The sequence below is a fragment of the Nocardiopsis sp. N85 genome (assembly GCF_028882275.1).
GTDB lineage: Bacteria > Actinomycetota > Actinomycetes > Streptosporangiales > Streptosporangiaceae > Nocardiopsis > Nocardiopsis lambiniae.
Genome location: NZ_JARBUT010000009.1, coordinates 19,459 through 46,360, shown reverse-complemented (window position 1 = coordinate 46,360; position 26,902 = coordinate 19,459). Strand labels below are relative to the sequence as shown.

The following is a 26,902-nucleotide window of genomic DNA, read 5'->3' as shown; positions in this document are numbered from 1 at the left end:
CGCGGGTCAGTTCCCGTACCGGTTCTCGTACTCGACGGGGACGGCCGCTTCGCCGATCTCCTCGACGAAACCCACCTGCTCGTAGGTCACCCAGACCTGCTCGTCCATCTGGGTGCTCAGCAGGGTCCCCGACTCGGGGTCCACGATCCAGTGGAAGGACAGGTCCGCGTCGGGAATGCTCGGGTCGGTCACCTTGAGCCGCTGCCCCGGTCGGCCGAGCTGGTCCTGGGCCGGGCCGACCAGCTCGATCCCCTCCGCCTCGGCGGCCAGGGCGAAGAACGCGCCCCGGGTCTCGCTCCGCAGCGCGCCGGTGACGAGGTCCGGGAAGACGCTGAGCACGTAGGAGTCGAACTCCGCCTCGGTCTCCGGTACCGGGGAGTCGGTGAGGGACAGGGACGCCGACCACCGTTCGCGCAACAGGGTCTCCAGCTCCTCGGGGTCACCGGGCAGTTCGAGGAGTTCCGAGGTCCGGGAGTCGATGATGTTGACGAACTCGCCGTGGTAACCGGTGCTCGCGGGGGTGCTGTGGTTCAAATCGGGTGACCCCGCCTCCTCCCAGGCCGCACGGTCCTCCTCGGTCGGGAAGATGTTCTCCGCGTTCAGGTTGAGGTTGTTCAGGCTCCGGAAGTCGCCGCCGAGTTCGTACCACTGCTCCTCGGTGAAGGTCTGGTGGACGGTGTAATCGGATCCGCCCCCCACGGGTCCGGCGGGGCGCCGGTTGTGCGTGCGGATGTACCAGACGTCGCCCACGGCCGTCTCCTCGGCTGCGGCGGCCTCGGCCGCGGCGATGAACACCTCCCGCGCGTCGGCGTAGGCGGGCGCCTGGGCGGTACCGCCCTGGACGTCGGCGGGGCCGCCGGGGACGATGATCGTCTGCGGCGAGTACATGAAGATCCCCGCCCCGACCGCGGCGGCGGTGGCCAGTGCCCCCACCGTCACCGGGAGCCGCCACCGGCGGTCGGCCGTCGCCCGCAGGAACGCCCGCCGTCCGCCCGCGGCCCGGGCCCGTTCGAGGACCCGCTCGCGGTGCAGGTGGCTGAGGTGCTCCGCGCGTTCCCGCACGGCCCCGGGCTCCAGCGCCGACACGGCGTCGAGGATGTCGTCCTGTGTCATCGTGCCTCCTGGTGGACGTTGCGGACCGTCGGGTGGCCGGAACGGGGTTCGGGGGGACGTCCGTCCGACGCCTTGCGGCCGTGGGAACCCTCCAGGACGTCGAGTTGCCGGGCCAGCGCACGCCGAGCCCGGTGCAGACGGACCGAGAACGTCGTCGCGGAGCAGCCCAGGACCTTCCCCGCCTCAGCGGGGGTGAGGCCGTGCCAGGCGACGAGGGTGAGCGCCTCCACGTGCCGTTCGGGGAGCTCGCTCAGGGCCCGGACGGCGCTCTCGCGCAGCACGAACCGTTCGGCGACGTCCCAGTCGCGCTGGTCGCGGTCGTTCGTGAGTTCGGCCAACCGGCGCAGCAGGGTCTCCCGGCGCATCCGCGCGCCGTACTGTTTGCGCAGCAGGTTGCGGGCGACCCCCAGAAGCCACGGCAGAGGCGGGTCGGGGACGGTCGACAGCCTGCGCCAGGCGATCACGAACGTCTCACTGGCCACCTCCTCCGCCACGGACTCGTCCGAGCGTAGGAGACAGAACGCCAGGATCCTGGCGTGGTAGCGGTCATAGAGGTCCGCCAACCGGTCGGTGGGCGGGGCCTCGGCCCTGTCGGTCCTCATCGGTCTCCTTCACCGTCGTCGGACTCTCGGGGAAGTAGTCCCTGGAGAGGAGGCGCGGATTACCGCGAACGCGCTCCTTCTTCCTTTCGCGTCTTCGGCCGAAAGGGTTCCCTCCGTCGTCACCCGGGTGGACATCGCCGGGGAAGGGGGGCGTTGTAGCGTCGTGGTCGTCACCCCCCGACAGGCTTGAGGAGCGGACGATGAACGTGGAGCACAAGGACGTCGAGGTCAACGGGATCCGATTGCACGTCGCCGAACAGGGGAGCGGGCCGTTGGTGCTGCTCCTGCACGGTTTCCCGGAGGGCTGGTACTCCTGGCGGCACCAGTTCGCCCCGCTGGCCGAGGCCGGGTACCGCGTCGTCGCCCCCGACCAGCGCGGGTACGGCCGCAGCGAACGCCCCGAGGAGGTCACCGACTACTCGCTCCCCCGACTGGTCGGCGACGTGGTCGCGCTGATCTCCGCGCTGGGGGAGGAGCGCGCCGTCCTGGTGGGCCACGACTGGGGCGCCCCCGTGGCCTGGGCCACCGCGCTCATGCGCCCCGATCTGGTGCGCGGCGTGGTGGGCCTGAGCGTGCCGCCGGTGGTGCCGGCGATGATGCCGTCGCCCTCGGTCACCCGGCACATCTACGGCGAGGGCTTCTACCAGGTCTACTTCCAGGAACGCGGGCGCGCCGACGCGGAGATGGCCGCCGACCCCGCCCGTTTCCTGCGCCGGGTCCTGGTGGGGGCCTCGGGTGACGACCCCAGGCCCGACGGGCCGCGGATCTGGATGATCCCCGAGGGGAGCACGTCCGTGGACAGCCTGCCCGAACCGGAGTCGCTGCCCGACTGGATCACCGAGGAGGACATCGCGGTCTTCGCCCGCGAACACGCCCTGCACGGGGAGCACGCCTACACGGGTCCGCTCGACTGGTACCGCAACATCGAGGCGAACCAGGGGCTCATGTCCCCGTTCCAGGGTCGCACCATCGACGTGCCCGCCCTGTACATGGTGGGCACCATGGACCTGGTGCTGGCCATGCGCGGAGTGCCGGAGCTGCGGTCGATGCTCACCGCGATCGTGCCCGACCTGCGCGGGGACGTCACCCTGCCCGGCTGTGGTCACTGGACCCAGCAGGAGCGGCCCGCGGAGGTCAACGCCGCCCTGCTCGACTTCCTCACCGGCCTGGACTGAGGTAGGGACCCCTGGCCGACCTCAGCGGGTGTAGGTGTCGGCCAGGGCGGTGAGCACCTCCGAACAGCCCGCGTCCACGGTGAGGTCGGCCAGGGCGTCGCAGCGGGTCTCGCCCCGGTTGAGGATGACGATCGGCAGGTGGCGGTCGGCGGCGGCCTTGACGAACCGCCGCCCCGACAGGACCGTCAACGACGACCCCACGACCAGGAGCGCGGTGGACTCCTCCACCAGCCGGTACCCCCGGCGGACCCGTTCGGGCGGCACGTTCTCGCCGAAGTAGACGATGTCGGGCTTGAGCACGCCCCCGCAGGCGGAGCAGTCGGCGACCCGGAAACCCTCGGTGGTCGCCAGGGCGGCGTCGGCGTCCGGGGCGATCTCGATGTCGCCCACCCGGTCGGAGAAACCGGGGTTGAGCTCGCTCAACCGTTCGGCCAACCGCTCGCGGGGGATCACCCGCGAGCAGTCCAGGCACACCACCCGGTCGTAGCGCCCGTGCAGGTCGATCACGGCGCGGCTGCCCGCCGCCCCGTGCAGGGTGTCCACGTTCTGGGTGATGACGGCGGAGACGACCCCCACCGCCTCCATGCGGGCCAGCGCGCGATGGCCCTGGTTGGGCAGGGTCCGGTGCACGTGTCGCCAACCGACGTGGTTGCGCGCCCAGTAGTGGCGGCGGAAGGCGGCGTCGCCGACGAACTGCTGGTAGGTCATGGGGGTGCGGGGCGGTGAGTCGGGACCCCGGTAATCGGGGATGCCCGAATCCGTGGAGATGCCCGCGCCGGTCAGGGCCAGGACGGGGCCTTGGCCCAGGGTCTCGCGGATGCGCTCGGCGGTGGCGGTGAGGTCGGTCCTCTCACATGCGTTCGTCACGCCTTCGAGGGTATGCGCAGCCCTCGCGGTCGACCCACCCGCTATTCGGCGGCGGCCTCCTGGTGGACGCGGTCGAACTGCGCGTTCATGGCGTCGGCCAGGGCCTGGAGCCCCGAGAGCGGGCGGACGATCACGGTGAGCGCGTCGATCCGGCCGGTGTCGTCGAAGTGGAGCAGGTCGCAGCCCTCGATCTCCCTGCCGCTCACCGTGGCCCGGAAGCGCAGCACGTGTTCGCGGTCGTCGGCGGAGGTGTACTCGCCGACGTAGCGGAAGTCCTCGAAGACCCGCAGGACCGCGCGCAGGATGGCGGCGGTGACGGCCTTGCCGTGGTGCGGCTTGAAGGCGACCGGGCTGGTGAAGACGACATCGTCGGCCAGCAGTCCGGCGAGCGCGTCGGCGTCCCGGGCTTCGACGGCCTCACGGAAGCTTCCCATGGCGCACTCCTTGGTCAATTAGTTGAATAGGCCTGGAGGCTAGCAGCTCCTCGGTGCGCTGTACACGGGTTCACTATTCGATTTTTTGATCAATCAACGAGGCGAGTCCCGGAGGTGGGCGTTACAGTGACCGGATGGCACTGCGCAACGCCGTCATGGCCGCCCTTTTGGAGGGGCCGGCCTCCGGATACGACCTGACGAAGATCTTCGACTCCTCCGTGGCCAACTTCTGGATGGCCACCCCCCAGCAGATCTATCGGGAACTGGAACGGATGGAGGGCGACGGGCTCATCGAGGCGACCGTCGTCCGCCAGGAGCGCAGGCCCGACAAGCGCGTCTTCACCCTCACCGACCACGGCCACGAGCACTTGCGCGCCTTCACCGCCCGCGCGCCCCGGCCCATCGCCATCCGCGACGAACTCATGGTCCAGGTGCAGGCGGTCGACGCGGGCGATCTCGACGGCGTGCGCACCGCCGTCACCGAACGCGGGGACTGGTCGCGCGCCCGCCTCGCCCATTACCTGCGCCTGCGCGACCTGCTCCGGGAGGGGCGGAGCGAGGAGGAGCACCTGGCCGAGGCCGAGCGGGTCGGCCCCTACCTCACCCTGCTGCGCGGCATCGCCCTGGAGGAGGAGAACCTGCGCTGGTACGAGCGGGTGCTGACGGTCCTGGAGCGCCGCGCGGCCCTGCGCTGAACGCCACGGGGACGCACGGTGTCCGTGCTATGACTGTGGGTCATGTCCTTTGCGAGTGGGAGGATCCCGATCCTCCGTCGGTGGGACCGCGCGGTCCTGACGGGCGAGGTCGTCCTGATCCTCGTCCTGTACTACGTCGTCCCCTTCGAGTACACGGCGACGTCCTGGCAGGTGTGGGCGCGCTGGATCGTCTTCGCCCTCGGAATCTGCCTCGTCTGCCTGTCGATGCTGCGGGCGGCCCGCCGCCAAGGACGCGAGGACCCGGCCACCCTGCCCCTGCGGCCCCCGATCCTCATCGCCGTCTGCGGGATCGCGCTGTTCGCCCTCGCCGACCACGGGGTCGCCCTCGTCCGCCCCGGGGAGTTCGTGGGCCTGGAGACCCGGACCGACGCCCTCTACTTCGCGCTCACCACGCCGGCCACCGTCGGCTACGGCGACATCCACGCCCAAGGGCAGTGGGCGCGCGGGCTGTTCATCGCCCAGATGATCTTCAACGTGGCGGTCATCGCGGGAGCGGCGCGCCTGGTGGCCTCTCGACTGCGGGCCCGGGGCCACGGCGACCCCCGATGAGGATCACCGGTGGATGTGCGCCCTCCAGTCGGCGGGCACCCGGTCGGCGGGCGCCGGCACCGGCTGGTCCTCGGGGTGTGAGGTGGGCGGGGCCAGCTCCGGACCGCTCTCGGTCCTCCCGCTGCGGAAGTCGTAGAACCACACCTCGCCCGGTTCGAAGCTCTGGATGATCGGGTGGCCGGTCTCCTCGAAGTGGTGGCCGGCGTGCCGAGCGGGCGAACTGTCACAGCAGCCGACGTGCCCGCAGACCGCACAACGGCGCAGGTGGACCCACCACCCGCCGCCGGCCAGACACTCCCGGCATCCGGGTCCGCTGGGCGGGACGGACGTGTCGATCGCGTTCTCCGAGTCGCTCATGGGGCCACGGTAGTCGCCGGACGCCGATTCCGAGAGGACGCGGCGCCCGTGTCAGTCGCGACGCTCGGAGTGCCCGAGCGGGCGGTCGGGCGCGATCCGGTCACGGACCAGCCGCTTGATGTCGGCGGCGTCGGTGAAGGCGGCGTCACTGGCGCGCGACCACACGGTCTCCCCGTCGATCCGCACCTCGAACACCCCGCCGGTGCCCGGGACCAGCGCGACCTCCCCGAGTTCGGCCTCGAACGTGGTGAGCAGTTCCTGCGCCATCCACGTCGCGCGCGGCAGCCATCGGCAGCGCGTGCAGTACTCGATCTCCAGGCGGGGGGTCCGTTCCGACATGGGGACCAGTATGCCCGACGCCCTTCCCCCCGCGGGGTCGGACCCCGGACGCGGGGCCGACACGCCCCTCGTCCCCGGCCGGTGCCGTCCGGCGGCTTCTCCACCGGGGCGACGGCGAGCCCCTCGGCCACCGGCTCGTCGGGGACGGCGGGCCGGTGGTACACCGCGACCCGGACCCGACCGGCCTCCCGCGCCCGGCGGACCGGTTCCACGGGCGTCGGCCGGCCCCCGGCGTGATGGGAGGGACACGGTGTCCCCGGCGGATTCGTGAGCGCGCCTTCCGAATCCCGGCGCTTCCCCGTGTTGGACTTGTGGCCGGACGTCCCCCTAGCGTGAGCCTCGGACCCGCTCACGAACGAATCAGGAACCCGACCAGTGAAGACGTTCACCCTGCCCGGGACGGACATCCCGGCCCCGAATGTCGTGCTCGGCCTCATGCGCATCGCCGACAAGGGCGACGACGAGATCCGCGCCCTCGTGCGCACCGCGCGGGACGTCGGGATCGACTTCGTCGACCACGCCGACATCTACGGCCGGACCACGCACGAATGCGAACGGCGGTTCGCCGAGGCGATGCGCCTCACGCCCGCCGAACGCGACGCCGTCACCATCCAGACCAAGGTGGGCATCGTCCGTGAGGGCCCCTACTTCGACCACTCCCACGAGCACATCGTCTCGTCCGTCGAGGAATCGCTGCGCGCCCTGGACACCGATCGCGTCGACATCCTGCTGCTGCACCGGCCCGACGCGCTCGTCGAGCCCGAGGAGGTCGCACGGGCCTTCGACGAACTGGCGACCGCCGGGAAGGTGCGCGCGTTCGGGGTGTCCAACCACACTCCTCGTCAGATCGACCTGCTGCGCCGGTACGTGGACCGCCCGCTCGTGGTGAACCAGCTTCAGCTGTCCCTCACCCACGCCCCGATCATCGCCCAGGGACTGGCCTCGAACATGGTCGGCGAGCCGCAGGCGACGACCGTCGACGGCGGAGGGGTCCTCGACCACGCCCGACTGCACGACATCACCGTCCAGGCGTGGTCCCCGTTCCAGGCCGGGTTCTTCGACGGCGTCTTCCTGGGTTCTCCCGAGTACGTCGAACTCAACGCCGTCATCGACCGACTCGCCGAGAAGTACGGTGTGCCGTCGATCGCGATCGCCACCGCGTGGATCACCCGGCACCCGGCCCGCATGCAGGTCGTGCTCGGGACCACCACCCCCGAGCGGGTCATCGGGGCGGCCCGGGGATCGGACATCCCCCTGACCCGCCCCGAGTGGTACGAACTGACCCGGGCGGCCGGGCACCGCGTCCCCTGACCGGATCCCGCCGTCCGCGGACGATTTGTGGGTGCCCCACCGCTCTGGCAGATTGACGGGGTGCGCGTCGCGATGCTGGGACCCTTCCAGATCCGGGACGGAGAGGGCCGTGCCCTGCCGCCCGGTGGAAGGCGCATGTCCGCCCTGCTCGCCCGGCTGGCCCTGGCCCCCGGCCGGGTGGTCCCGGCGGAGACGCTCATGGCCGACCTGTGGGACGACGGCCCTCCCGAGGGCGGCGCGGACACCCTGCGCCGACTGGTCTCGCGGACCCGGGTCCGGCTGCGCGGGCACGGCGTCGAGATCGGCCCGGTCGCCCACGGCGGGGGATACCGCCTGGACGTATCGCCCGAGGCGGTCGACGCCCACCTCTTCGAACGACTCGCCGCCGAGGGCGCCCGACTCCTCAGGGAACACGCCCCGGACCGGGCGGCCGAGACCCTGGACGAGGCCCTGTCCCTGTGGCGGGGCGACCCCTTCGGCGGGGTGGACGCCGACTTCGCCCGGCGGGAGGCCCCCCGCCTGGAGGAAGTGCGCTCCACCGCCGTCGAGGACCGGATCGACGCCCTGTCCCGCCTGGGCGACCCCGCCGCGCTCGTCCCCGAACTGCGGGCGCTGTGCGCGGGTCACCCGACCCGCGAACGTCGCCACGGACTGCTCATGCGGGTCCTGCACGAGACCGGACAGAGCGGTGCGGCCCTGGCCGTCTTCGAGGACCTGCGCCGCGCCCTGGCCGAAGAACTGGGCGCCGATCCCTCCGCGTGGCTCCGCGACCTCCACGGCGAGATCCTCCGCCACCGGCCTCCCGCCCCGCCTCGGGGGTGGACCAACCCCTACCTGACGCGCTTCTTCGGGCGCCGGGGCGAACTCGCCGCCATCGACGCGCTCATGGAGCGCACCCGCCTGGTGACCCTGCTCGGCCCCGGAGGGGTGGGCAAGACCCGGCTGGCCACCGAGTACGCCTCCGGGGCGGCCACGGGCACCCGCGTGTGCTTCGTGGAGCTGGGACCGCTGCGCGCGGAGGACAGCCTGACCGAGGCGGTCACCGCGGGTCTCGGAGCGGAGGGCTCCTTCCCGGCGCAGCCAGGCCCCGACCGGACGGCCCGGCTGGTGTCGGCCCTGTCGGCCGCGCCCACCCTCCTGGTCCTGGACAACTGCGAACACCTGGTGGACCCCGCCGCCGAGCTGGCCGTCGGACTGCTCGCCCGTTGCCCGACCCTGCGGGTCCTGGCCACGAGCCGGGAACCCCTCGCGGTCACGGGCGAGGCCCTGGTCCGCGTCGAGCCGATGCGCGTTCCCGAGGACGGCGGCGGCGAGGCCGTCGCGATGTTCATCGAACTCGCCTCCCTGGCGCGTCCGGGCGGCGTGAACGCCGAGGACACGGCCGCGGTCACCGAGATCTGCCGCAGCCTGGACGGCCTTCCCCTGGCCATCGAGCTGGCGGCGGCGCGGACCCGGTCGATGCCGATCCGCGAGGTCGCCCACCACCTCGACGAACGCTTCCGGCTCCTGTCCGGGCCGCGACGGGCCGGGACCGCCCGACACCGGACGCTGCGCGCCGTCCTGGACTGGACCTGGAACCTGCTCACCGAACACGAACGGGTGCTGGCCCGGCGCCTGGCGGTACTGCCCGGCGGCGCCACCGCGGACACCGCCCGCGCGGTGTGCGTCGGGGACGGCGTGCCCGAGGGCGAGGTGCCGTTCCTCCTGGCCTCGCTCACCGACAAGTCCCTGCTGGCCCCCGTGGACTCCTCCCGGGGCGGACCGCGCCACCGCCTTCTGGAGACCACCCGGGTCTACCTGGAGGAACGCCTGTACGAGGCGGGCGAGGGGGAACGGATCCACGCCGTCGCGGCTCGCCACCTCGCCGATCTGTCCGAGGCGGCGTTCGCGATGCTGCTCGGTCGTGACCAGCCGCGCGGCCTGGAGATCCTCGACACCGAGCACGACAATCTCTTGGAGGCGCTGCGCCACTCCTGTCGGGGCGGCGACCCGGGCGAGGCCGTCCGGATCACCGTGGCGCTGAGCTGGTACTGGATCATCCGGGGCCGCTACGAGGAGGCCGAACGCTGGTTCGGCGAACTCGACCGTCGCCCGGAGGCGCTCACCCCGACGGCCCGGACGGTCGCCGGGGCGGTCCGGGCGATCCTGCCCCGGCCGCAGGCCGACGCCGGGGCCCGCACCCGACCGCTCGCGCTCGACACGGCCGTGCTGGCCGACCACCCTCCGCTGGCGATGATCGTTCCCAAGCACCGCCTGCTGGTCGGCGACCTCGCGGGCATGCGGGCCGACGCCGCGACCGCCGCGGCCCACCCCCACCCCTGGGTGCGGGCGGCGGGCGCGGCCACCTCCGCGCTGGTCGCCGAGGCGGAGGGGGACGTCATCGGAGCCGAACGGCGTACGGCGGACTCGGCGGAGGCGTTCCGGGAGTCGGGGGACCTGTGGACGGCGGCCCAGCTGGTCGCCGCGCTGGCCGGGTTCCGTTCCGCGCGTGGCGACGTGGACGGTGCGGTCGCCGATCTGCGACGGGCCTGGGAGCTGGAGGGCGCCTCGGGAGCCTCGGACCGCCGCACCCCCGTCCTGATCCGCCTGGGCGGCGAACTCGTCCGGGCCGGGCGGGCCCGTGAGGCCGAGGAGGTCTTCCTCGGGGCCTTGGACGCGGAGCCCGCCCCCACCGCCGAACACCGCATCATGTGCCTGGCCGGGCTGGCCGACCTGGAACTGTCCCGGGGGCGGCCGGAGGCCGCCCGGGAGCTGCTGGACCGTGCCCGACGGCTGCTCGCCGGACCCTTGGCCGACACCGGTTACCTGCGGGTGACGGTCCTGTGCCGGGAGGCGGCCCTGGCGCTGGCCGAGGGGGACGCCGAGGAGGCGCACGGCATCGCCCTGCGGGCCCGGTCCGCCGCCGACCTCCTCGGTGTCGCCGCCGTCCGCGCGGAGGCCACCGAGACGGTGGCCGACGGCCTGTGGCACACGGGGCGGCCCGAGGACGCGGCCCGCGTCCTCGGAAGCGCGACGCGGATCCGAGGACGGCGCGACGACGGCAGCCCGAGAGTGCGTTCGTTGGCCGCCGCGCTGATCTCGGCGCTGGGCCGGGAGCGCTTCGAGCGCGCCTACACCGAGGGCGCCGCCGGGGCCGACCCGCTCCTCAGGTAGGCCAGGACCGCTTGGACCCGGCGGTGTCCGCTCCCCTCCTGGGTGAGCCCGAGTTTGGCGAAGATCGAACCGATGTGCTTGCCCACCGCCGGTGTGGAGAGCCCCAGCAGTTCGCGTATGCGCGTGTTGTCGTGGCCTTCGGCCATGAGACCGAGCACCTCCAGCTCCCGGGGGGTCAGCGACCCCAGCGGGTCCCTGCGGGTGGGGCCGGACAACAGGTGGGACACCACCTCCGGATCCAGGGCGACCCCGCCCCCGGCCACCCGGCGCAGGGCGTCGGCGAACTCGGCGACGTCGCCGATCCGGTCCTTGAGAAGGTAGCCGATGCCCCGGCTGTCGGCCAGCAGTTCGGCCGCGTAACCGTCCTCGACGTGCGCGGACAGCACCAGGACCGGGAAACCGGGGGACCTCTCGCGCAGCCGGGCCGCGGCCTCCAACCCTTCGCGGCGCAGGCCCGGCGGCAACCGGACGTCGAGGACGGCGACGTCGGGTCGGTGCGCCTCGAAGAGGCTCCAGAACTCCGTGATCTCCCTGGCCGCCCCCACCACCTCGAACCCCTCCGTCTCCAGCAGGAGGACGAGTCCTTGCCGCAGGAGGGCGTCGTCCTCGGCGATCAGAACGCGCATGGCAGTCTCACCTCTATCGTGGTCGGCCCGCCGGGCGGGCTCTCGATCCGGGTACGGCCCTCCAGGGCGGCCGCCCGCTGCCGGATTCCGGCCAGACCGCTTCCCCGGTACTCGTCCGCACCGCCACGACCGTCGTCGGCGACGGTGACGACCAGCTCCTCACCGTCCCCGACGATGGTGACGCGCGCGCTCGCGGCCCCGGAGTGTTTGGCGACATTGGTCAGCGCCTCGGTGACGACGAAGTAGGCGGCCGTCTCCACCGCGGCGGGCAGGCCGGACAGCCGCTCGACCTCCACGGCGCAGGGGACGGCCGACCGGGAGGCCAAGGAGGTGACCGCCGTGGCGAGCCCCTGGTCGGCGAGGATGGGGGGATAGATGCTGCGCACGACGGCGCGCAGCTCCTTGAGCGCCTCCTCGGCCGCGCCCTTGGCGACCGTGATCAGTCGGCGGGCGTGCTCGGGGTCCTCGTCCAGGAGGCGTTCGACCAGCCCCAGGTGCATGCGGACCGCCACCAGCCGGTTCTGGGTGCCGTCGTGCAGGTCCCGCTCGATGCGTCGGAGTTCCAGACCGTGCGCCTCCAAGGCGACCCGCCGCAGCGCGGTGACCTCGGCGATCCGGGTCCTGAGCCCCCCGGTCTCCCCGCTGAGCAGGATGCGGCGGAGGGCCAGGGCGTGCCCGGTGGCCAGGCGGGGGACGCAGAACACGAACAGGCCCAGGTAGGCCAGGCCGACGAGCGGGGTCCACAGGGCGGCGGCCCAGGAGTCCACCGGGTATCCGCCCGGACTGACGGCGATCCCGGGCGGCAGCGCCCACCACCACAGCGGACAGGTGAGGGAGACGACCACCCCCACGGCCAGGACGAACGCCGTGAGCGCGCCGACCAGCCCGAGCAGGCAATTGGCGGCCGTCCAGCACAGCGACCTCCAGAACTCGAAACGGAGGGCGGTCGTGTTCGTGACCTCTTTTCCGGCCGCCCGGTCCAAGTGGGCCAGGGCCGCGCGCGCGTCCCTTTCGGTATTGCGCTCCAACAGCGCCGTCATGCGCCTGAGCAGGGGCGCGCCGACGAGGAGGATGACCGGGACCTGACCGAAAAGGAATCCACCCAGGATCAGCCAGGAGCGCAGCGCCCCCACACCCGCCGACAGGGTGTACCGGGCCCCGACGGCCGCTCTCTCCAGAGTCGGACGGTGGCCGAGCAGGGACGCGCCCAGGTGTGCCAAGGAGGTCCCCCGAAGGCTGAATAAAGAACAAGGCCATTCTCGGGGGAATGTTAGCATTCCTGCGAGAATCGACGAAGGAGTCCTCGTGTTCGGCAGAAGAGCATCAGTTCGGGGAGCTGTTTACGGCGTGTCCGAAACCCCCGAGGAAAATCCTGCTCTGAGAATGCGCGAAGTTTACCGGACCTACGGTTCGGGTGCTGGAAAAGTGAATGCGCTTCAGGGTATTTCCGTAGAGCTTGCCAAAGGCGTCTTCACTGCGGTAATGGGACCCTCCGGATCGGGGAAGAGCACGTTCCTGCACTGTGCCGCCGGCCTCGACCGGCCCTCCTCCGGGCGGGTGTGGCTGGGCGGCGTGGACCTCTCCGACATGTCCGAGAACCGGCTCACCCGGCTGCGCCGAGAGCGCGTCGGCTTCGTCTTCCAGTCCTACAACCTGCTGCACGCGCTCACCGTCCAGGACAACATCACCATGCCGCTCCGGCTGAACGGGACCGCGGTGGACCGGGACTGGGCCGAACGGGTCGTGCGGCAGGTGGGGATCGAGGATCGGCTGCACCACCGCCCCGCCGAACTGTCCGGGGGACAGCAGCAGCGGGTGGCCATCGCCAGGGCGCTCATCACACGGCCCGACCTGGTGCTGGCCGACGAGCCCACCGGCGCACTGGACTCCCGCACCGGTGCCCGGGTCCTGGCCCTGCTGCGGGACACGGTCGCCGCTCTGGGACAGACGGTCCTCATGGTCACCCACGACCCCGTGGCCGCCTCCTACGCCGGGAACGTGCTCTTCCTCGCGGACGGCCGGCTGGTCGACTCCCTCGCCGCCCCCACCTCCGCCGCCGTCGCCGAGCGGATGAGCCGCCTCGGGGAGCACTGATGCTCGACATCGCCTGGAAGACCCTGCGCGCCCGTAAGGGCGCCTTCGCCGGCGCCTTCGTCGCCCTGCTGTGCGCCACCGCCCTCATCTGCGCCTCCGGTGTCCTGGCCGAGTCCGGGTTGCGCTCGTCGGTGTCCCCGTACCGCTACGCGGCCGCGGACGCGGTGGTCGTCGGGGAGAGGAGCCTGCGCCCGCCCGGCGGGGACTTCACCACCTCCGCGCGGCTCCCCGAACCCGCGCCCGTGCCCGTCGACCTGGTCGCGTCGCTGGGAGCCCTGGACGAGGTGGCCCTCGCGGTCGGCGATCACCACCTGCCCCTGGCGATCGGCGCGGCGGAGGGGGACCGGCCGCTGCCCGCCCTCGGCCACGGCTGGGACACCGCCCCCCTGGCGCCGTTCGCCGTACGGGAGGGGGCGCCCCCGGAGGGGCCGGGTGAGGTGGCACTGCCCGTCGACCTGGCCGACGCCCTCGGGGTCGGCCCCGGTGATCCCGTTCGGATCGTGCGGGCGGCGGTGCCCGCCGAGTACCGGGTCAGCGGCACCGTCGTCCACGAGGGCCCGGGGGAGGGGCGCGGGAGCCCGGTCTTCCTCCATCCCGACGAGGTCGCGCGCCTGGCGGACGTCGGGGGCGACCCCGACGCGCCCCCCGCCGTCCACGCGATCGGGATCATCGCCGCCCCGGGCGTCGACGCCGACGCGCTCGCGGCGGCCGTCACGGAGGCCGCGGCCGACACGGACGTCACGGTCCACACCGGCGACACCGCCGACCGGGTGGAGTTCGCCGACATGGACGCGGCCCGAGGCCTGCTGCTGTTGATCTCCGCCTCGTTCGGCGGGTTGGCGGTTCTCATCGCCCTGTTCGTGGTGGCCGGGACCCTGGCCCTGTCCATCAACACCCGACGGCGCGAATTCGCCGTGCTGCGCGCCATCGGTGCCACCCCCGGCCAGGTCCTGCGCATGGTCGGCGCCGAGGCCCTCCTGCTGTCCCTGGCGGCCGGACTCCTGGGCTGTCCGCTCGGTGTCCTGGTCGCCCACGCCATGCGCACCGCCTTCGTCCGACTCGGGGTGCTCCCCGCCGACCTGCCGCTGGTGACCGGTCCGCTCCCCCTGGTCGGGGCGGTCCTGCTGACCGCGCTGACCGCGCTGGTCGGCGGGGTGGCCGCGGCGCTGCGCCCGGCCCGCACCGACCCGGTGGAGGCGATGCGCGAGTCCGTCGCGCCCCGTCGCGCACCGGCATCCTGGCGGGGCGCGGCGGGGATGGTCTGCCTGGCGCTGGGCATCGGCGCGGCGATGACCCCGATCGCCCTGCGCAACGACGCCGGGGCCGCCGGGACCGGGAGCGCGGTCCTGCTGTCGGTGATCGCGGTCGCCCTCGCCGGGCCGGCGCTGCTGGGTCCGTTGGCCGCGGTCATCGTGCGTCCGCTGCGGCGCTTCCGGGTCAGCGGTTTCCTGGCCGCGGAGGCCATCGTCTCCGACCCGCGCCGCCTCGGCGCCGTCCTCACCCCGCTGGTGCTCGCCGTCGGCTTCACCCTGTCCATGGTCTACACCCAGGGGGTCCTGTCCGGCGCGGTCACGGCCCAGGTCGAGGAAGGGGTCACCGCCGACGCCGTGGTGGCGGACAGGGGCTCCGGCGGCATCGCCCCCGATGTCCTGGCGGAACTCCGAGCGCTCCCGGAGACGGGTACGGTCACACCCCTGAGCGAAAGCCGCATGTTCGTGCCCTACTCCGTGTTCGGGGACCCCGACCTGGCGTCCTTCTCGGTCCGCGGGGCCGCCCCCGAGGGACTGACGGACAATCTGGATCCCGGCATCGTCTCCGGGGACCCGGCCGACCTGGTCGGCGGGACCGTCGCCATGGAGCGCTCCGGTGCCGACCTGCTCGGCGCGGACATCGGTGACGAGCTGGAGGTACGGCTGGGCGACGGCGCGCACGCCACACTCCGGCTGGTCGCCACCTATGAGCGCGGGCTGGGTCTGGGCGGGGCGATCGTGCCCGAGGAGGTCCTGATCGGACATACGGGACCACCCTCCCTGGCCCTGGTGGGCGCGTCACCGGACACCTCCCCCGAGGAGCTGGAGGCGGCGCTGACGGAGTTCGTCGAAGGACGTCCCACGCTGGTGCCGACCGACCGGGGCGGATTCGCCGACGGGGCCCGTGCCGAGGCGGACCTGGCGGCGTGGGTCAACCTCGTCGGGCTCGCGGTCATCCTGGGCTACATCGCGATCGCCGTGGTCAACGGCCTGGTGATGGCCACCGCCGCCCGATCCCGGGAGTTCGCCCTGCTCCGACTGATCGGGACGACCCGCCGACAGGTACTGCGCTCACTGCGCTGGGAGGCGTGGACGATCGCGGTGCTCGCGGTCCTGCTGGGCACGGCGGCGGCCGCGCTCCCCCTGGCCGTGCTGAGCCTGGCCTTCCTCGGCACGCCCCTCCCGGCGGGATCACCGCTGATCTACGCCGCCGCGGTCGCCGTGACGGCTGTGCCGGCCGTCGTCTCGATCATGGTCCCGGCCCGCCTGGCACTGCGGGTCCCCGCCGTGACGGCCATCGGCGTCCGCGAGTGACACGGGTGTCCGCCCGTTGTCCGCCCGTTGTCCGCCGGCCCCGGGAGGGTGGTCACGGACCCGAGGAGGAAAACGGGATGGATATCTGTATCCGGGCTCAAGGCCTGGTCAAACGGTTCGGCGAGACCATCGCCCTCGACGGGGTCGACCTGGAGGTCCCCACCGGCTCGATCCTGGGCGTGCTGGGCCCCAACGGCGCGGGCAAGACCACCGCGGTGCGCATCCTGGCCACCCTGTCACGGCCCGACGAGGGCACGGTGAGCATCGCCGGGTACGACGCGCTGCGCGATCCGGTGGCGGTCCGCGGGCTCATCGGCCTCACCGGCCAGTACGCCTCGGTGGACGAGGAACTCACCGGCCGCGAGAACCTCGAACTCATCGGACGGCTGCTGCGCCTGCCCGCACGACGGTGGCGGGCGCGCGCCAGGGAACTCGTGGAGCGCTTCGACCTGGTGGAGGCCGGCGACCGCCCGGTCAAGACGTACTCCGGGGGCATGCGGCGCCGGATCGACCTGGCGGCCAGCCTGGTCGGCCGGCCCCGGGTCCTCTACCTGGACGAGCCCACCACCGGTCTGGACCCGCGCAGTCGCGGGGAGCTGTGGCGGATCGTGCGCGGCCTCGCCGACGACGGCACCACCGTCCTGCTCACCACCCAGTACCTGGAGGAGGCCGACGAACTCGCGGACCGGATCACCGTGATCGACCGCGGCCGGGTGGTGGCCGAGGGCACCCCCCGGGAGCTCAAGCGCATGACCGGTTCCCAGACCCTGCACGTGCGCACGGTGAACCCCGCGGACACCGAACGGGTACGCGGGATCGTCGCCGATCTGCTCGGGACCGCCCCCCTCCTGGGAACGGACGCGATGACGATCTCCGCCCCGACCGACGACCCGGTCCTGCTGTCGGCCCTGGTCCGCCGCTTGGACCAAGAGGCCATCGCCACCGACGAGCTGTCCCTGCGGCTGCCCGACCTCGACGACGTCTTCCTCTCCCTGACCGGCCGTCCCCTGCCCGACGCCACTCCCGAGGAGACCGTCGTATGACCGCCACGACCCTGCCCCCGGCCCCCGCCGCCCCCTCGGGCGCCCGCCGACGCATCGGTCCGTTCGAGGCGCTCGGGCACGGTCTGACGCTGGCCGACCGCAACCTGCGCCACATCCTGCGGACGCCCACGACCCTCATCGACACGGTCATCCAGCCGGTCCTGTTCCTCCTGGTGTTCGTGTTCCTGTTCGGCGGCGCGATCTCCGGCACCTGGCAGGACTACCTCCAGACCCTGGTCCCGGGACTGATGGTGCAGATCACCATGTACGCCAGCATCGGGACCGGGATGGCGCTCAACACCGACATCTCCAAGGGGGTGTTCGATCGGTTCCGGAGTCTGCCGATCGCGCGGTCGGCCCCCCTCGTCGGCGCGGTACTGGGCGACGTCGTCCGCTACGCGGTGGCGGTGACCGTGCTGCTGCTCCTGGCGTTCGCCCTGGGCTTCCGGGTCCAGACCGATCCGTTCTCCGCCCTGCTCGCCTGCGTCCTGGTCGTCGTGTTCGGGCTGACCCTGTGCTGGCTGTCGGTCCTGGTCGGCATGGTCGTCTCCGCACCCCAGGCGGTGCCCGGCATCGCCATGGCGGTCATCCTGCCGTTGACCTTCGGCAGCAACATCTTCGCCGACCCGGAAACGATGCCCCGCTGGCTGGAGCTGTGGGTGAGCGTCAACCCCGTCACCCACTTCGTGGACACCGTCCGCGGACTGATGATCGGCGGCCCCGTCGCCGGTCCCCTCACGGTGAGCCTGATCGCCGTGGTGGTCTGCCACGTGCTCCTCCTGCCCCTCGCCCTCCGCGCCTACCTGCGCAAGGTCAGGTGAAGCCGGGTCATCGCCCCGGTGCCCTCCAACGGTCGGAAAGGACGTTCCACATGACCACGATCCGCCTGACGGCGCGGGACATGGCGCGCGTTCGCGTCCGCTCGGAGCCGTCCGCGCTCATCGAGGCCGCCCACGCCCTGCGGGCCGTCCTGGCCGGCCCGGCCCGGCCCGGCGCGGGTCGGTGGACGCGTCGAACCCGGGTCCGGCTCTCCGCCCTTCCGTTCGTGCGCTCCGACCTGGCCGAGGCCCACGGGCTCGTGTCCGACGTCCTCGCCCTGGTGTCCCCCGCCCATGACGGCGTCCCCGCGCCGCACGCGCCCGAGCGCGTGCGGCGTGCGGCCCGGACCCTGACCCGGGTGGCCCGGGCCGTCATCACGCCCGACCTCGACCGGTTGCGGGTGATCCGGGTCCGGGCCGCCTACCGGATCGGCGCCCTCTTGGCGGGGGAGGGGGCGGAGAGGGCGCTGGAGGCGTTGGGCGGCGGGTGCCGGTGGACGGACACGGGCGTCGAACTCCCCGACGGCCGGGACCGGGAGGTCGATCCCGGGGGGTACGGGTTCGAGCTGGTCCCCTCCGTGTTCCTGGAATCGGTGCCCCGGGTGGAGCGGTGGATCGACCCGGACGAGGGACGGCCGCGCACCGCGCTGCTGTTCCCCGCACTGGGGGCGGACGACGCGCTCGACCCGCTGCTCGCCGAAACCCCCGACCGCTCCCAGGAGGCTCTGGGCCGACTGCTCGGCCGGACCCGCGCCGCGGTCCTGGGCGAGGTGCTCTCCCCGAGCTCCACGGGGGAACTGGCGAGGACCCTCCACGTGTCGCCCACCTGCGTCAGCGAGCACACCGCCGTCCTGAGGGAGGCCGGGCTGATCACCACGACCCGCGAGGGCAACCGGGTCCGGCACACGGCCACCGGACTCGGCCGGAGCCTGCTCGACCGTGACGGTGCCCGGAACACGGGGCACGGGAACCGGGGATGGGACCCCTGGGCCGAGAGCGCCTGAGACGCCTGGCGCGCACGAGGCGGGGGCGGCCCCGAGGCCGCCCCCGCCGTCGTCGTCCGCGGTCCTACCCGTCCAGGGCGGCCACCAGGCTCTTGGGCCGCATGTCCGTCCAGTTCTCCTCGACGTAGGCCAGCGCCGCCGCCCGGGACGTCTCCTCCAGGGCGATGTCCCAGCCCTCGGGGATCTCCGCGAAGGACGGCCACAGGGAGTGCTGTCCCTCGGCGTTGACCAGCACCAGGTAGGTGGCGTCGTCGTTCTCGAAGGGGTTGTCGCTCATGGTTCCTCGTTTCCTCTCGGTGTTCTGCGGTGGACGGATCAGGTCCGGTCGGCCGGTCGTCCGCGTCGGTCGCGGCGCGGGGCGCCGGCCGCCGCGATCAACGCGCGCAGGGCCTCGGTGAAGGTCCGGGCCAGGCGTTCCACGGTCCGGTCGTGGTGACGGTTGGCCGAATAGGTCCAGGAGAACTCCAACCGCCCGTCGGTGACCGAACCGGTGACGTCGAGCAGGTTGGTGCGCTCCTCATGCGGAGCGTGGTCCGGGCCGGGGACGGGCGTGAACCGGCGGATCGGCCCGTGCCCGCCCGCTCCGCCGAACCGGCCCAGATAGTTGAAGGAGACGGGGAGGTCCGGCAGGGCCCGCAGCGGTTCGGTGTCCGGGCCGTCCACCAGGTGGCGCAGCGCGCCGAACCCGATGCCGCGCGGCACCGACCGGATCCGGCGTTTGACGGCGGTCACCGTCGTCGCCCAGTCGTCGTCCTCCGGCAGTTCCAGCGGGAGGGGGTGAACGGTGGTGAACCAGCCGACCGTGCGGGACGGGTCCACGTCCTCGAAGAGGTCCTCGCGGCCGTGGCCCTCCTTCTCCACCAGGACCCGCCGGGAGCCGGTCCAGTCGGCCAGGATCCGGCCGAGCGCCGCCAGCAGCACGTCGTCGATCCGGCAGCGGAACGCCCCCGGCACCCGGGAGAGCAGGGCCTCGGTCTCCTCCTCCGACAACCCCGAGGAGAGGACCCTCTGGGAGGCGACGTCGTTGGGCCCCTCGGCCGAGTCCAGAGGAAGGGGGGCGGTGGGCCCGGAGCAGATCTCGACCCAGGCGGCCAGGTCCTCGGCGAACCCGCCGCTCCGGGCGAAGTCGACCAACCGCTCCGCCCACACCGGGAACGGGGTGGTCTTGGGGCCCGGATCGATCGGGAGCCCGTCCCGGAGCCGCTCGTAGGCGGCGGCCAGGTCCTCCAGGATCACCCGCCACGACACCCCGTCCACCACCATGTGGTGCGCCGACAGCAGCAGCCGGTGCCGGTCCTCCGCCCCGGTGTCCACCACCACGGCCTCGAACAGCGGCCCCCGCGACAGACGCGTGGCCGGACGCTCCCGACCCGCCTCGCGGGCCACGACCTCCTCCGGGTCGACCTCGCCGGTGGCGTCCACGATCCGCACCGCGCCCGGGACCGCGTCCGCGTCCAGGTGCTGGCGCCAGCCCTCGTCGGTGCGCTCGACCCTGGCCCGGAGCATGTCGTGGTGGGCCAGGACGTGCTCGGCGGCCAGGGCCAACAGCCGCGGATCGGTACCGGGCGCGGTCTCCGCCAGCAGGGACATGTCGAAGTGCTCAGGAGAGCGGGGGTGCGTGTCGAGGAACCAGTGCTGTACCGGTGTGAGCGGGACGGTCCCGGTGACCGGGCCGTCGGCCGTGCCGTCCCCGGGGGAGCGCACCTCCGCGCGCCCGTCCACGGCGGCGGCCAGCGCCGCCACGGTCTGGTTCAGGAAGACGTCCTTGGAGGTCAGCTCCCCTCCGGCCGCACGCACCCGGGACACCATCTGGATGCTCAGGATGGAGTCGCCGCCCAGATCGAAGAAGTTGTCGTGCGCGCCGACCTTCTCCAACCCGAGCAGTTCCCCCCAGATCTCGGCGAGCAGGGTCTGGGTGGGTCCGCGCGGGGGCGCGTACCCGGTGGTGTCGAAGGCGTCGTCATCGGGGGCCGGGAGCGCGCGGCGGTCGGTCTTGCCGTTGGCGTTGAGCGGCAGATCGGCCAGTACCACCACGGCGGTCGGCACCATGTAGTCGGGCAGCCGGCGCGCGGCGCCCTCCCGCACGCTCGCCGCGTCCACGCCGACGGCCGTGCCCTCCGGTACGACGTAGCACACCAGCCGGCGCACCCCGGGGCGGTCCTCCCTGACCACGGCCGCCGCGGACCTGATCCCCGGTAGCGCGGCCAGCACCGATTCGACCTCGCCGAGTTCGATCCGGAAACCGCGGATCTTCACCTGGTCGTCGTCGCGCCCCAGGAACTCCAGTTCGCCGTCCGCGGTCCGGCGGACGACGTCCCCGGACCGGTAGAGCCGTCCGCCCGAGCCGAACGGGTCGGCCACGAAGCGTTCGGCGGTGGCCGCCGGGTCACCGTCGTACCCCAGGGCCAGTGAGGCTCCCGCGAGGTAGAGCTCCCCGCGCACACCCGGGGGGACCGGCCGCAGCCAGTGATCCAGGACCAGGGCCCGGGTCCCGGCGACCGGTCGGCCGATCAGCGGGCGCGTTCCCGCCCGGACCCGCCACACGGTGCTGTTCACGGTGTTCTCGGTCGGACCGTAGAAGTTGTGCACGGCGCGGACCCCGGCCGAGGCGAGCCGTTCGGCCAGGGCGTCGTCCAGCGCTTCGGCCCCCACGGTCAGGACGGTGAGCGGGTGCCGCCCCTCGTCCAACAGCCCGACGGCGACCAGCCGGGCCAGGTACGAGGGGGTGACGTCCAGGTAGTCCACCCGGTGTTCGTCCAGGTGGGCCGTGAGGGCCTCGGCGTCGGTGCGGGTCCGTTCGTCGATGACGTGCAGGTGGTGTCCGTCCAACAGCCACACGAACGGGTCCCAGGAGGCGTCGAAGGTCCAGGACGCCAGGTGCGCGGCGGTGAGCCGGCGGCCTCGGACACCGGGGTCCGTCAGCACCGCGGCCCGGTAGGCGGCGACCATGGCGGACAGGTTGCCGTGGGTGACGACGACCCCCTTGGGAGTCCCGGTCGAGCCCGAGGTGAACATCACGTACGCGGGGTGCGCTCCGTGCAGCGGTCGGACCCGGTCGGAGTCGCTGAACGGGGTGTCCGGACCCGGTTCGGACCCGTCCACCACGGTGACCGCGACCTCTCGGCCCAGGGACCGCCGCACCGTCTCCAGGGTGTCCCGGGTGGTGAGCACCCGGACCGCGCCCGACCGTTCCAGCACGGTGCGCGCCCGCTCGGTGGGAGCGGCGGGGTCGACGGGGACATAGGCGGCGCCGACCCGCAGGATCGCGAACAGTCCGATCACCGCGTCGGCGGTGCGGGGCAGCACGGTGGCCACCCGGTCGCCGGGGCCCACGCCCTCCGCGACCAACCGCCGGGCCAGCCGGTCGACACTCCGGTTCAGCCCGTCGAAGGTCAGGGTGACGGCCCCCGCGGTCAGCGCGGGCCGGTCGGGGTCGATGGACGCCAACGCCGTCAGGTCGTCCAGGACATGGCCCTCGGCCACCTCCGCCTCCGGGCCCTCCAGCACGTCCGGGCCCCGGCCCCCGGTGGTCGACGACAGGGTGTGCACGGGCGCTCCGGGATCGGCCGCGAGCCCCGCCAACAGGGCGACCACGTGCTCGGCGAACCGGGCGACGGTCCCCGGGTCGAACAGATCGGTGTCGTATTCGACCGATCCGCGCAGCCGGTCCCCGTCCTCGTGGAAGTCCACGCTGAGGTCGAACAGGGAGGAGTGCCGGGTCAGCGGCTGCTCGGCCACGGTCAACCCGTCGATCTCCCACGCCGAGCCGGGGACGTTCTGCAACGCGACGACCGCCTGCACCAGGGTGGGCCGGGACGGATCGCGGCGCGGCGAGACCGCCTCCACCACGGTGTCGAAGGGGACGTCGCCGTGCTGGAAGGCGGTGATCAGGGTCTCGCGGACGGCCGCGAGCAGCCCGCTCCCGGTGAGCGCCTCGTCCACGCGCGTCCGCAGGGCGAGCGTGTTGACGAAGAAGCCCACCACGTCCTCCCACTCCGCGCGGTCGCGGCCGGAGGTCACCGTCCCCAGCACGATGTCCCGTTGTCCGGTGTGACGGGACAGGACCACCTGCACGGCGGCGGTCAGCACCATGAAGAGGGTGACACCGCAGGAGGCCTCCAGCAGCCGGACCGAGGCGAGCGTCTCCGCGGGGATCTCGAAGGCGTGCAGGGCGCCCCGGTTGCGCCGGACCGGGGGCCGGGGACGGTCGGTGGGCAGGGCCAGGGGTTCGGCCCCGGCCAGTAGTTCCCGCCAGTGGTCGAGCCGCTCGCGGAACACGTCGGACTCCAGGTGCGCGTCCTGCCACGCCGCGAAATCGGCGTACCGCAGGCGGGGCGGGCGCAGCCCGGCCCGTTCCGCGAGTCCGGCCGGATCGACGGGGTCCGCCGACCGTGCCGCGGCCCGGTACAGCGCGCCGAGCTCCCGGGTCAGGATCGACAGGGACCAGGCGTCCACCACGATGTGGTGGATGCCCAGGGCCAGGACGTGCTCCTCGGGGCCCAGGGAGACCAGGAGTGTTCGGAACAGGGGCCCCTCCGCCAGGTCGAAGGGGCGGTGGACGAACTCGGAGAGCACCGCGTCCAGCGCGGCCTCGCGCTCCCCGGCCGGGACGCGGCGCAGGTCGGAGGTGGCCGGGCCGCCCCCGGCCGGGTCGCCGATGACCTGCACGGGGCGTCCGTCGCGTTCGGCGAACGTGGTGCGCAGCGACTCGTGCCGGTGGACCAGGGCGTCGAGGGCGGCGATCAGGGCGGGGACGTCGAGCGGCCCGGTCAGCCGCAGCGCGCCGCCGGAGTTGTACTCGGAGCCGCCGGGCTCGTACCGGTCCAGGAACCACAGACGGCGCTGGGCCGCGGAGAGAGGCGGCTCGACGCCCTCGGGAAGCGGGGTGATGACCGCGCCGCCGTCGCCGTCGCCTCCGGCGGCCAGCGCTTCGGCCAGTTCCGCGATGGTCGGGTGATCGAAGACCGTGCGCACCGGCAGCCGGGTCCCGAAGATCTCGGCGGCGCGGGCGACCATGCGGACCACGCCGACCGAGTCGCCGCCCACCCGGAAGAAGTCGTCGTGCGTCCCGACACGTTCCAACCCGAGCAGGTCGCACCACAGGTCGGCCAGGTCACGCTCGGCCGCGGTGCGCGGGGCGGTGTACCCGGCCCGTGACTGCGCCGCCCAGTCGACGGCGGGCAGCGCCCGGCGGTCGGTCTTGCCGTTGGGGGTCAGGGGGACGTCGTCCACCGTGACGAACGCGGCCGGGACCAGGTACCCGGGCAACACCTCGGCGGCCCGCGCCGCCAGTTCGTCGGGCGTGGGCGCGGCCCCGGCCTCGGGGACCACGTAGGCGGCCAGCCGGCGCCCGGATCCCTCGCCGACCACGACGACCACGGCCCGCGCGACTCCGGGCAGATCGGCCAGCGCCGCCTCCACCTCACCCGGCTCGATCCGGTGGCCGCGCACCTTCACCTGGTCGTCCGCCCGGCCCAGGAACTCCAACGCCCCGTCGGGTCCACGCCGCACGACGTCGCCGGAACGGTACATGCGCGTCCCGGGCGGCCCGAAGGGGTCGGCCACGAAACGCCCGGCGGTCAGGCCGGGGCGGTTCCGGTACCCGTGGGCGACCCCGTCCCCGGCGATGTACAGCTCACCGGGGACCCCGTCGCGCACCGGGCGCAGCCACCGGTCGAGCACCCGGACGCGGGTCCCGTCGATCGGATCTCCCAGGGGCGGGGTGCCCGCACCCGACAGGGGGGTGCTCATGGTGGTGCACACCGTCGCCTCGGTGGGGCCGTAGGCGTTGTACATCCGGCGGCCGACGGAGAAGCGCGCGACCAGGTCCCCGGGGCAGGCCTCGCCCGCGACGAGCAGGTGCCGGACCGGTCCCAGGTCGTCAGGGGACAGGCTCGGCAACAGCGCCGGGGGCAGGGTCACGTGACTGATCCGATGGTCGCGCAGCGCGGCGGGCAGTCCTTCTCCGGCCAGGTCGGCCCGGGGCAGCAGCACGGCCGCGGCCCCGTTGAACAGGGCCACCGACAACTCCGCGACGGAGGCGTCGAAGCTCGGCGACGCGAACTGCAACAGGCGGGAGTCGGGGCCGACGTCCATCAGACGCCCCTGGGCGCGGACCAGGGCCGCGAGACCGCGGTGGGGGACGACCACGCCCTTGGGCCGCCCGGTGGAACCCGAGGTGTAGATCATGTACGCCGGATCGTCCACCGTGACGGCTTCGCGCAGGGGAACGCCCGTCCCCTCGCCCCCGGGGTGGAGCACCGGAACCGATCCGGGCAACCGGTCGGCCGTTCCGGGGGCGGCCAGGACCAGGGCGGGGGAGGCGTCCTCGATCATGGAGGCCAGGCGGTCGGCCGGATAGTCCGGATCGAGGGGAAGGTGGACGGCGCCGGCGTACATCGTGGCCACCAGCAGCACGGCCGACTCCGGGCCGCGTTCCAGACACACCCCCACCCGGTCGCCGCGCCGCACGCCGTGGTCGCGCAGCAGGCCCGCGACCCGCGCGGCGCGGTGGTCCAGCTCGGCGAAGGAGACGACCTCCTCCGCGCCGATCAGGGCCGGGGCGTCGGGACGGGCCGCCACCTGTTCCGCCAGCAGTTCGGGAAGGGTGCGCGGGCGCGGGCCGGGCGCGCCGGACACCACCCCCGAACCCCCCGCGCCCGGACGCAGGGCGCGCAGCGGGCGGTCGTCGCCGGCGTTCGCCAGCACGTCCAGCACATCGGAGACGAACCGGGCGACGGTGGCCTCGTCGAAGACGTCGGTCGCGAACTCGGCCGACCCGGCCAGCCCCTCACCGTCCACCGCGAATTCCAGGGTCAGGTCGAAGACCGCCTGTTCGCGTCGTACCGGGAAGGGACGCACATCGAGGTCGCCCAGAGCCGGGCCCGCGCCGTCCCCGGTGTTCTGGAGGACGAGGGCGGCCTGCACCAGCGGCGGCACGGAGGGGTCGCGCTCGGTCAGCACCGCGTCCACGACGGCGTCGAAGGGGACCTCGGCGTGGTCGAAGTCGGCCAGGACGTCGTCGCGGGTCCGAACGAGGTTGTCGGCGAAGGAGAGTCTCTCGTCCACCCGGCCGCGCAGGGCGAGGGTGTTCACGAAGAAACCGGTCAGGCCGTGGAGCCGGGGGTCCTCTCTGCCCGCCGTGACGGTGCCCAGGACCACGTCTTCGTCCCGGGTCCAGCGGGCCATGGCGATCCGGGTGGCGGTCGTCAACACCGCGTAGAGGTTGGCACCGTGCTCCCGGGCCACCTGCTCGATCCGGGAGAGCGACTCCGCCGGCAGACGGAAGGCGTGGCCCGCGCCGCGCATGCTCCGTACCGGGGGGCGGGGCCGGTCGGTGGGCAGCGCCAGGGGGCGTGCGCCGGCGAGCCGTTCCCGCCAGTGGTCCAGCGACCGCTCGTAGGCGTCGCCGGTGAGCCGTTCACGCTGGCGGACGGCGTGGTCGACGTACTGGAAGGGGAGCGGGGGCAGGGTCGCGGCGAGTGCGTCCCCCGTCAGCAGGGGGTCCCGCGCCGCGGCCGTGTACAGGCGGTCCAGCTCGCCCTGGAGCGTGCCGAGCGACCAGCCGTCGGTGATGATGTGGTGCAGCACCCCGAGCAGGACGTGGCGCCGGTCCCCGGTCCGGAACAGGTGCACGCGCAGGAGCGGCCCGGTCTCCAGGTCGAAGGGCGCGCCGTAGTGGCGGCCGACGACCTCGTCCATCTCCTCTTCGGGGACGTCGGTGACGGTCAGGGGGAGCGGGGCGGGCGGCCCGATGACCTGGCGACCCTCTCCGTCGATCTCGTGGAACGTGGTGCGCAGCGACTCGTGCCGATGCACCAGGGCGGTCAGCGCCCGGCCCAGCGCCTCCACGTCCAAGGCGCCGCGCAGGTCCAGGGCGAACCCGGAGTTGTAGTCGGTCCGGCCCGGCCGGATGCGGTCCAGGACCCAGAGCCGCTGCTGGGCGAAGGACAGCACCGCCGGTGCGTCCCGGGGCACGGAGGGCATGTCGTCGGTGCGTTCGCGCCGGTCGCGCAGCCTGCGCAGGACCTCGTGCCGCAGCCGCTCCCGATCGGGGCTCGTGCCGTGGGCGTCGTTCATCTTCGGTGCTCCTACCGTCGTCGGTGGGGGAGGGAACGCGAGGGGCGGGGCACCCGGG

The 26,902-nt window shown here is 73.3% G+C and carries 20 protein-coding genes; 10 read left to right on the top strand and 10 right to left on the bottom strand.

Annotation, left to right across the window (positions count from 1 at the left end):
- Window positions 1-6: 6 nt before the first annotated feature.
- Together PWG71_RS14405 and PWG71_RS14400 are read right to left on the bottom strand one after the other, a co-directional pair.
- Entirely contained in the window at window positions 7-1,113 is a 1,107-nt protein-coding gene (locus tag PWG71_RS14405) for a hypothetical protein (RefSeq protein ID WP_274810218.1), read from the bottom strand.
- Entirely contained in the window at window positions 1,110-1,715 is a 606-nt protein-coding gene (locus PWG71_RS14400) for an RNA polymerase sigma factor (protein WP_274810217.1), read from the bottom strand. The genes PWG71_RS14405 and PWG71_RS14400 overlap by 4 nt, the downstream gene beginning before the upstream one ends.
- Before the next feature lie 200 nt (window positions 1,716-1,915).
- On the opposite strand from PWG71_RS14400, the gene PWG71_RS14395 reads away from it, so the two are divergent.
- Entirely contained in the window at window positions 1,916-2,890 is a 975-nt protein-coding gene (locus PWG71_RS14395) for an alpha/beta fold hydrolase (RefSeq protein ID WP_274810216.1), read from the top strand.
- A gap of 21 nt (window positions 2,891-2,911) precedes the next feature.
- Here PWG71_RS14395 and PWG71_RS14390 read toward each other — a convergent pair whose 3' ends face one another.
- The gene (locus PWG71_RS14390) at window positions 2,912-3,757 is read right to left on the bottom strand and encodes an NAD-dependent protein deacetylase (protein ID WP_274810215.1); all 846 of its coding nucleotides are present in this window, start codon (window positions 3,755-3,757) and stop codon (window positions 2,912-2,914) included.
- Window positions 3,758-3,798: 41 nt separating this feature from the next.
- On the bottom strand, window positions 3,799-4,191 hold the full coding sequence (locus tag PWG71_RS14385) for a nuclear transport factor 2 family protein (RefSeq protein WP_274810214.1): 393 nt from the start codon (window positions 4,189-4,191) through the stop codon (window positions 3,799-3,801).
- Between the two features lie 134 nt (window positions 4,192-4,325).
- On the opposite strand from PWG71_RS14385, the gene PWG71_RS14380 reads away from it, so the two are divergent.
- Both PWG71_RS14380 and PWG71_RS14375 read left to right on the top strand, forming a co-directional pair.
- Complete coding sequence (locus PWG71_RS14380) at window positions 4,326-4,886, top strand: PadR family transcriptional regulator (RefSeq protein ID WP_274810213.1); 561 nt, start codon at window positions 4,326-4,328, stop codon at window positions 4,884-4,886.
- Between the two features lie 42 nt (window positions 4,887-4,928).
- Window positions 4,929-5,456 (top strand): potassium channel family protein, encoded by a 528-nt coding sequence (locus PWG71_RS14375; protein WP_274810212.1) that lies wholly within the window; start codon window positions 4,929-4,931, stop codon window positions 5,454-5,456.
- 3 nt (window positions 5,457-5,459) lie between these two features.
- Here the strand turns inward: PWG71_RS14375 and PWG71_RS14370 are convergent, their stop codons facing one another.
- Window positions 5,460-5,813 (bottom strand): UBP-type zinc finger domain-containing protein, encoded by a 354-nt coding sequence (locus tag PWG71_RS14370; protein ID WP_274810211.1) that lies wholly within the window; start codon window positions 5,811-5,813, stop codon window positions 5,460-5,462.
- 51 nt (window positions 5,814-5,864) lie between these two features.
- The gene (locus tag PWG71_RS14365; RefSeq protein ID WP_274810210.1) at window positions 5,865-6,152 is read right to left on the bottom strand and encodes a SelT/SelW/SelH family protein; all 288 of its coding nucleotides are present in this window, start codon (window positions 6,150-6,152) and stop codon (window positions 5,865-5,867) included.
- Between the two features lie 375 nt (window positions 6,153-6,527).
- Between PWG71_RS14365 and PWG71_RS14360 the strand changes: the two genes are divergently transcribed.
- Complete coding sequence (locus PWG71_RS14360; RefSeq protein ID WP_274810209.1) at window positions 6,528-7,463, top strand: aldo/keto reductase; 936 nt, start codon at window positions 6,528-6,530, stop codon at window positions 7,461-7,463.
- Window positions 7,464-7,523: 60 nt separating this feature from the next.
- Window positions 7,524-10,616: a BTAD domain-containing putative transcriptional regulator gene (locus PWG71_RS14355; protein WP_274810208.1), complete on the top strand. Its 3,093-nt coding sequence runs from the start codon at window positions 7,524-7,526 to the stop codon at window positions 10,614-10,616.
- Here PWG71_RS14355 and PWG71_RS14350 read toward each other — a convergent pair.
- Both PWG71_RS14350 and PWG71_RS14345 read right to left on the bottom strand, forming a co-directional pair.
- Window positions 10,574-11,242: a response regulator transcription factor gene (locus PWG71_RS14350; RefSeq protein WP_274810207.1), complete on the bottom strand. Its 669-nt coding sequence runs from the start codon at window positions 11,240-11,242 to the stop codon at window positions 10,574-10,576. The two genes, PWG71_RS14355 and PWG71_RS14350, sit on opposite strands and share 43 nt — an antisense overlap.
- Entirely contained in the window at window positions 11,230-12,462 is a 1,233-nt protein-coding gene (locus PWG71_RS14345) for a sensor histidine kinase (RefSeq protein ID WP_274810206.1), read from the bottom strand. The genes PWG71_RS14350 and PWG71_RS14345 overlap by 13 nt, the downstream gene beginning before the upstream one ends.
- 163 nt (window positions 12,463-12,625) lie before the next feature.
- On the opposite strand from PWG71_RS14345, the gene PWG71_RS14340 reads away from it, so the two are divergent.
- The 5 genes from PWG71_RS14340 (at window position 12,626) to PWG71_RS14320 (ending at window position 18,765) form a co-directional block, all read left to right on the top strand.
- Complete coding sequence (locus PWG71_RS14340) at window positions 12,626-13,336, top strand: ABC transporter ATP-binding protein (RefSeq protein WP_274810205.1); 711 nt, start codon at window positions 12,626-12,628, stop codon at window positions 13,334-13,336.
- Window positions 13,336-15,900: an ABC transporter permease gene (locus tag PWG71_RS14335; RefSeq protein WP_274810204.1), complete on the top strand. Its 2,565-nt coding sequence runs from the start codon at window positions 13,336-13,338 to the stop codon at window positions 15,898-15,900. Before PWG71_RS14340 ends, PWG71_RS14335 begins: the two co-directional genes overlap by 1 nt.
- A gap of 77 nt (window positions 15,901-15,977) precedes the next feature.
- Entirely contained in the window at window positions 15,978-16,943 is a 966-nt protein-coding gene (locus PWG71_RS14330) for an ATP-binding cassette domain-containing protein (RefSeq protein ID WP_274810203.1), read from the top strand.
- Entirely contained in the window at window positions 16,940-17,764 is an 825-nt protein-coding gene (locus PWG71_RS14325; RefSeq protein ID WP_274810202.1) for an ABC transporter permease, read from the top strand. The genes PWG71_RS14330 and PWG71_RS14325 overlap by 4 nt, the downstream gene beginning before the upstream one ends.
- A 50-nt stretch (window positions 17,765-17,814) precedes the next feature.
- Window positions 17,815-18,765, top strand: coding sequence for a helix-turn-helix domain-containing protein (locus tag PWG71_RS14320; RefSeq protein WP_274810201.1), 951 nt, complete (start codon window positions 17,815-17,817; stop codon window positions 18,763-18,765).
- A 64-nt stretch (window positions 18,766-18,829) separates the two neighbouring features.
- Here the strand turns inward: PWG71_RS14320 and PWG71_RS14315 are convergent, their stop codons facing one another.
- Together PWG71_RS14315 and PWG71_RS14310 are read right to left on the bottom strand one after the other, a co-directional pair.
- A complete protein-coding gene (locus PWG71_RS14315) occupies window positions 18,830-19,042 on the bottom strand; it encodes an MbtH family protein (protein ID WP_274810200.1) in 213 nt (70 codons plus the stop codon).
- Window positions 19,043-19,080: 38 nt separating this feature from the next.
- Complete coding sequence (locus tag PWG71_RS14310) at window positions 19,081-26,844, bottom strand: non-ribosomal peptide synthetase (RefSeq protein ID WP_274810199.1); 7,764 nt, start codon at window positions 26,842-26,844, stop codon at window positions 19,081-19,083.
- Window positions 26,845-26,902 lie beyond the last annotated feature (58 nt).

What these genes read in the sequence shown, in the direction of transcription:
- PWG71_RS14405 (WP_274810218.1), bottom strand. Translation starts at nt 1,113, where the DNA reads ATGACACAGGACGACATCCTCGACGCCGTGTCGGCGCTGGAGCCCGGG.
- PWG71_RS14400 (WP_274810217.1), bottom strand. Translation starts at nt 1,715, where the DNA reads ATGAGGACCGACAGGGCCGAGGCCCCGCCCACCGACCGGTTGGCGGAC.
- PWG71_RS14395 (WP_274810216.1), top strand. Translation starts at nt 1,916, where the DNA reads ATGAACGTGGAGCACAAGGACGTCGAGGTCAACGGGATCCGATTGCAC.
- PWG71_RS14385 (WP_274810214.1), bottom strand. Translation starts at nt 4,191, where the DNA reads ATGGGAAGCTTCCGTGAGGCCGTCGAAGCCCGGGACGCCGACGCGCTC.
- PWG71_RS14380 (WP_274810213.1), top strand. Translation starts at nt 4,326, where the DNA reads ATGGCACTGCGCAACGCCGTCATGGCCGCCCTTTTGGAGGGGCCGGCC.
- PWG71_RS14375 (WP_274810212.1), top strand. Translation starts at nt 4,929, where the DNA reads ATGTCCTTTGCGAGTGGGAGGATCCCGATCCTCCGTCGGTGGGACCGC.
- PWG71_RS14370 (WP_274810211.1), bottom strand. Translation starts at nt 5,813, where the DNA reads ATGAGCGACTCGGAGAACGCGATCGACACGTCCGTCCCGCCCAGCGGA.
- PWG71_RS14365 (WP_274810210.1), bottom strand. Translation starts at nt 6,152, where the DNA reads ATGTCGGAACGGACCCCCCGCCTGGAGATCGAGTACTGCACGCGCTGC.
- PWG71_RS14350 (WP_274810207.1), bottom strand. Translation starts at nt 11,242, where the DNA reads ATGCGCGTTCTGATCGCCGAGGACGACGCCCTCCTGCGGCAAGGACTC.
- PWG71_RS14340 (WP_274810205.1), top strand. Translation starts at nt 12,626, where the DNA reads ATGCGCGAAGTTTACCGGACCTACGGTTCGGGTGCTGGAAAAGTGAAT.
- PWG71_RS14335 (WP_274810204.1), top strand. Translation starts at nt 13,336, where the DNA reads ATGCTCGACATCGCCTGGAAGACCCTGCGCGCCCGTAAGGGCGCCTTC.
- PWG71_RS14330 (WP_274810203.1), top strand. Translation starts at nt 15,978, where the DNA reads ATGGATATCTGTATCCGGGCTCAAGGCCTGGTCAAACGGTTCGGCGAG.
- PWG71_RS14325 (WP_274810202.1), top strand. Translation starts at nt 16,940, where the DNA reads ATGACCGCCACGACCCTGCCCCCGGCCCCCGCCGCCCCCTCGGGCGCC.
- PWG71_RS14320 (WP_274810201.1), top strand. Translation starts at nt 17,815, where the DNA reads ATGACCACGATCCGCCTGACGGCGCGGGACATGGCGCGCGTTCGCGTC.
- PWG71_RS14315 (WP_274810200.1), bottom strand. Translation starts at nt 19,042, where the DNA reads ATGAGCGACAACCCCTTCGAGAACGACGACGCCACCTACCTGGTGCTG.
- PWG71_RS14310 (WP_274810199.1), bottom strand. Translation starts at nt 26,844, where the DNA reads ATGAACGACGCCCACGGCACGAGCCCCGATCGGGAGCGGCTGCGGCAC.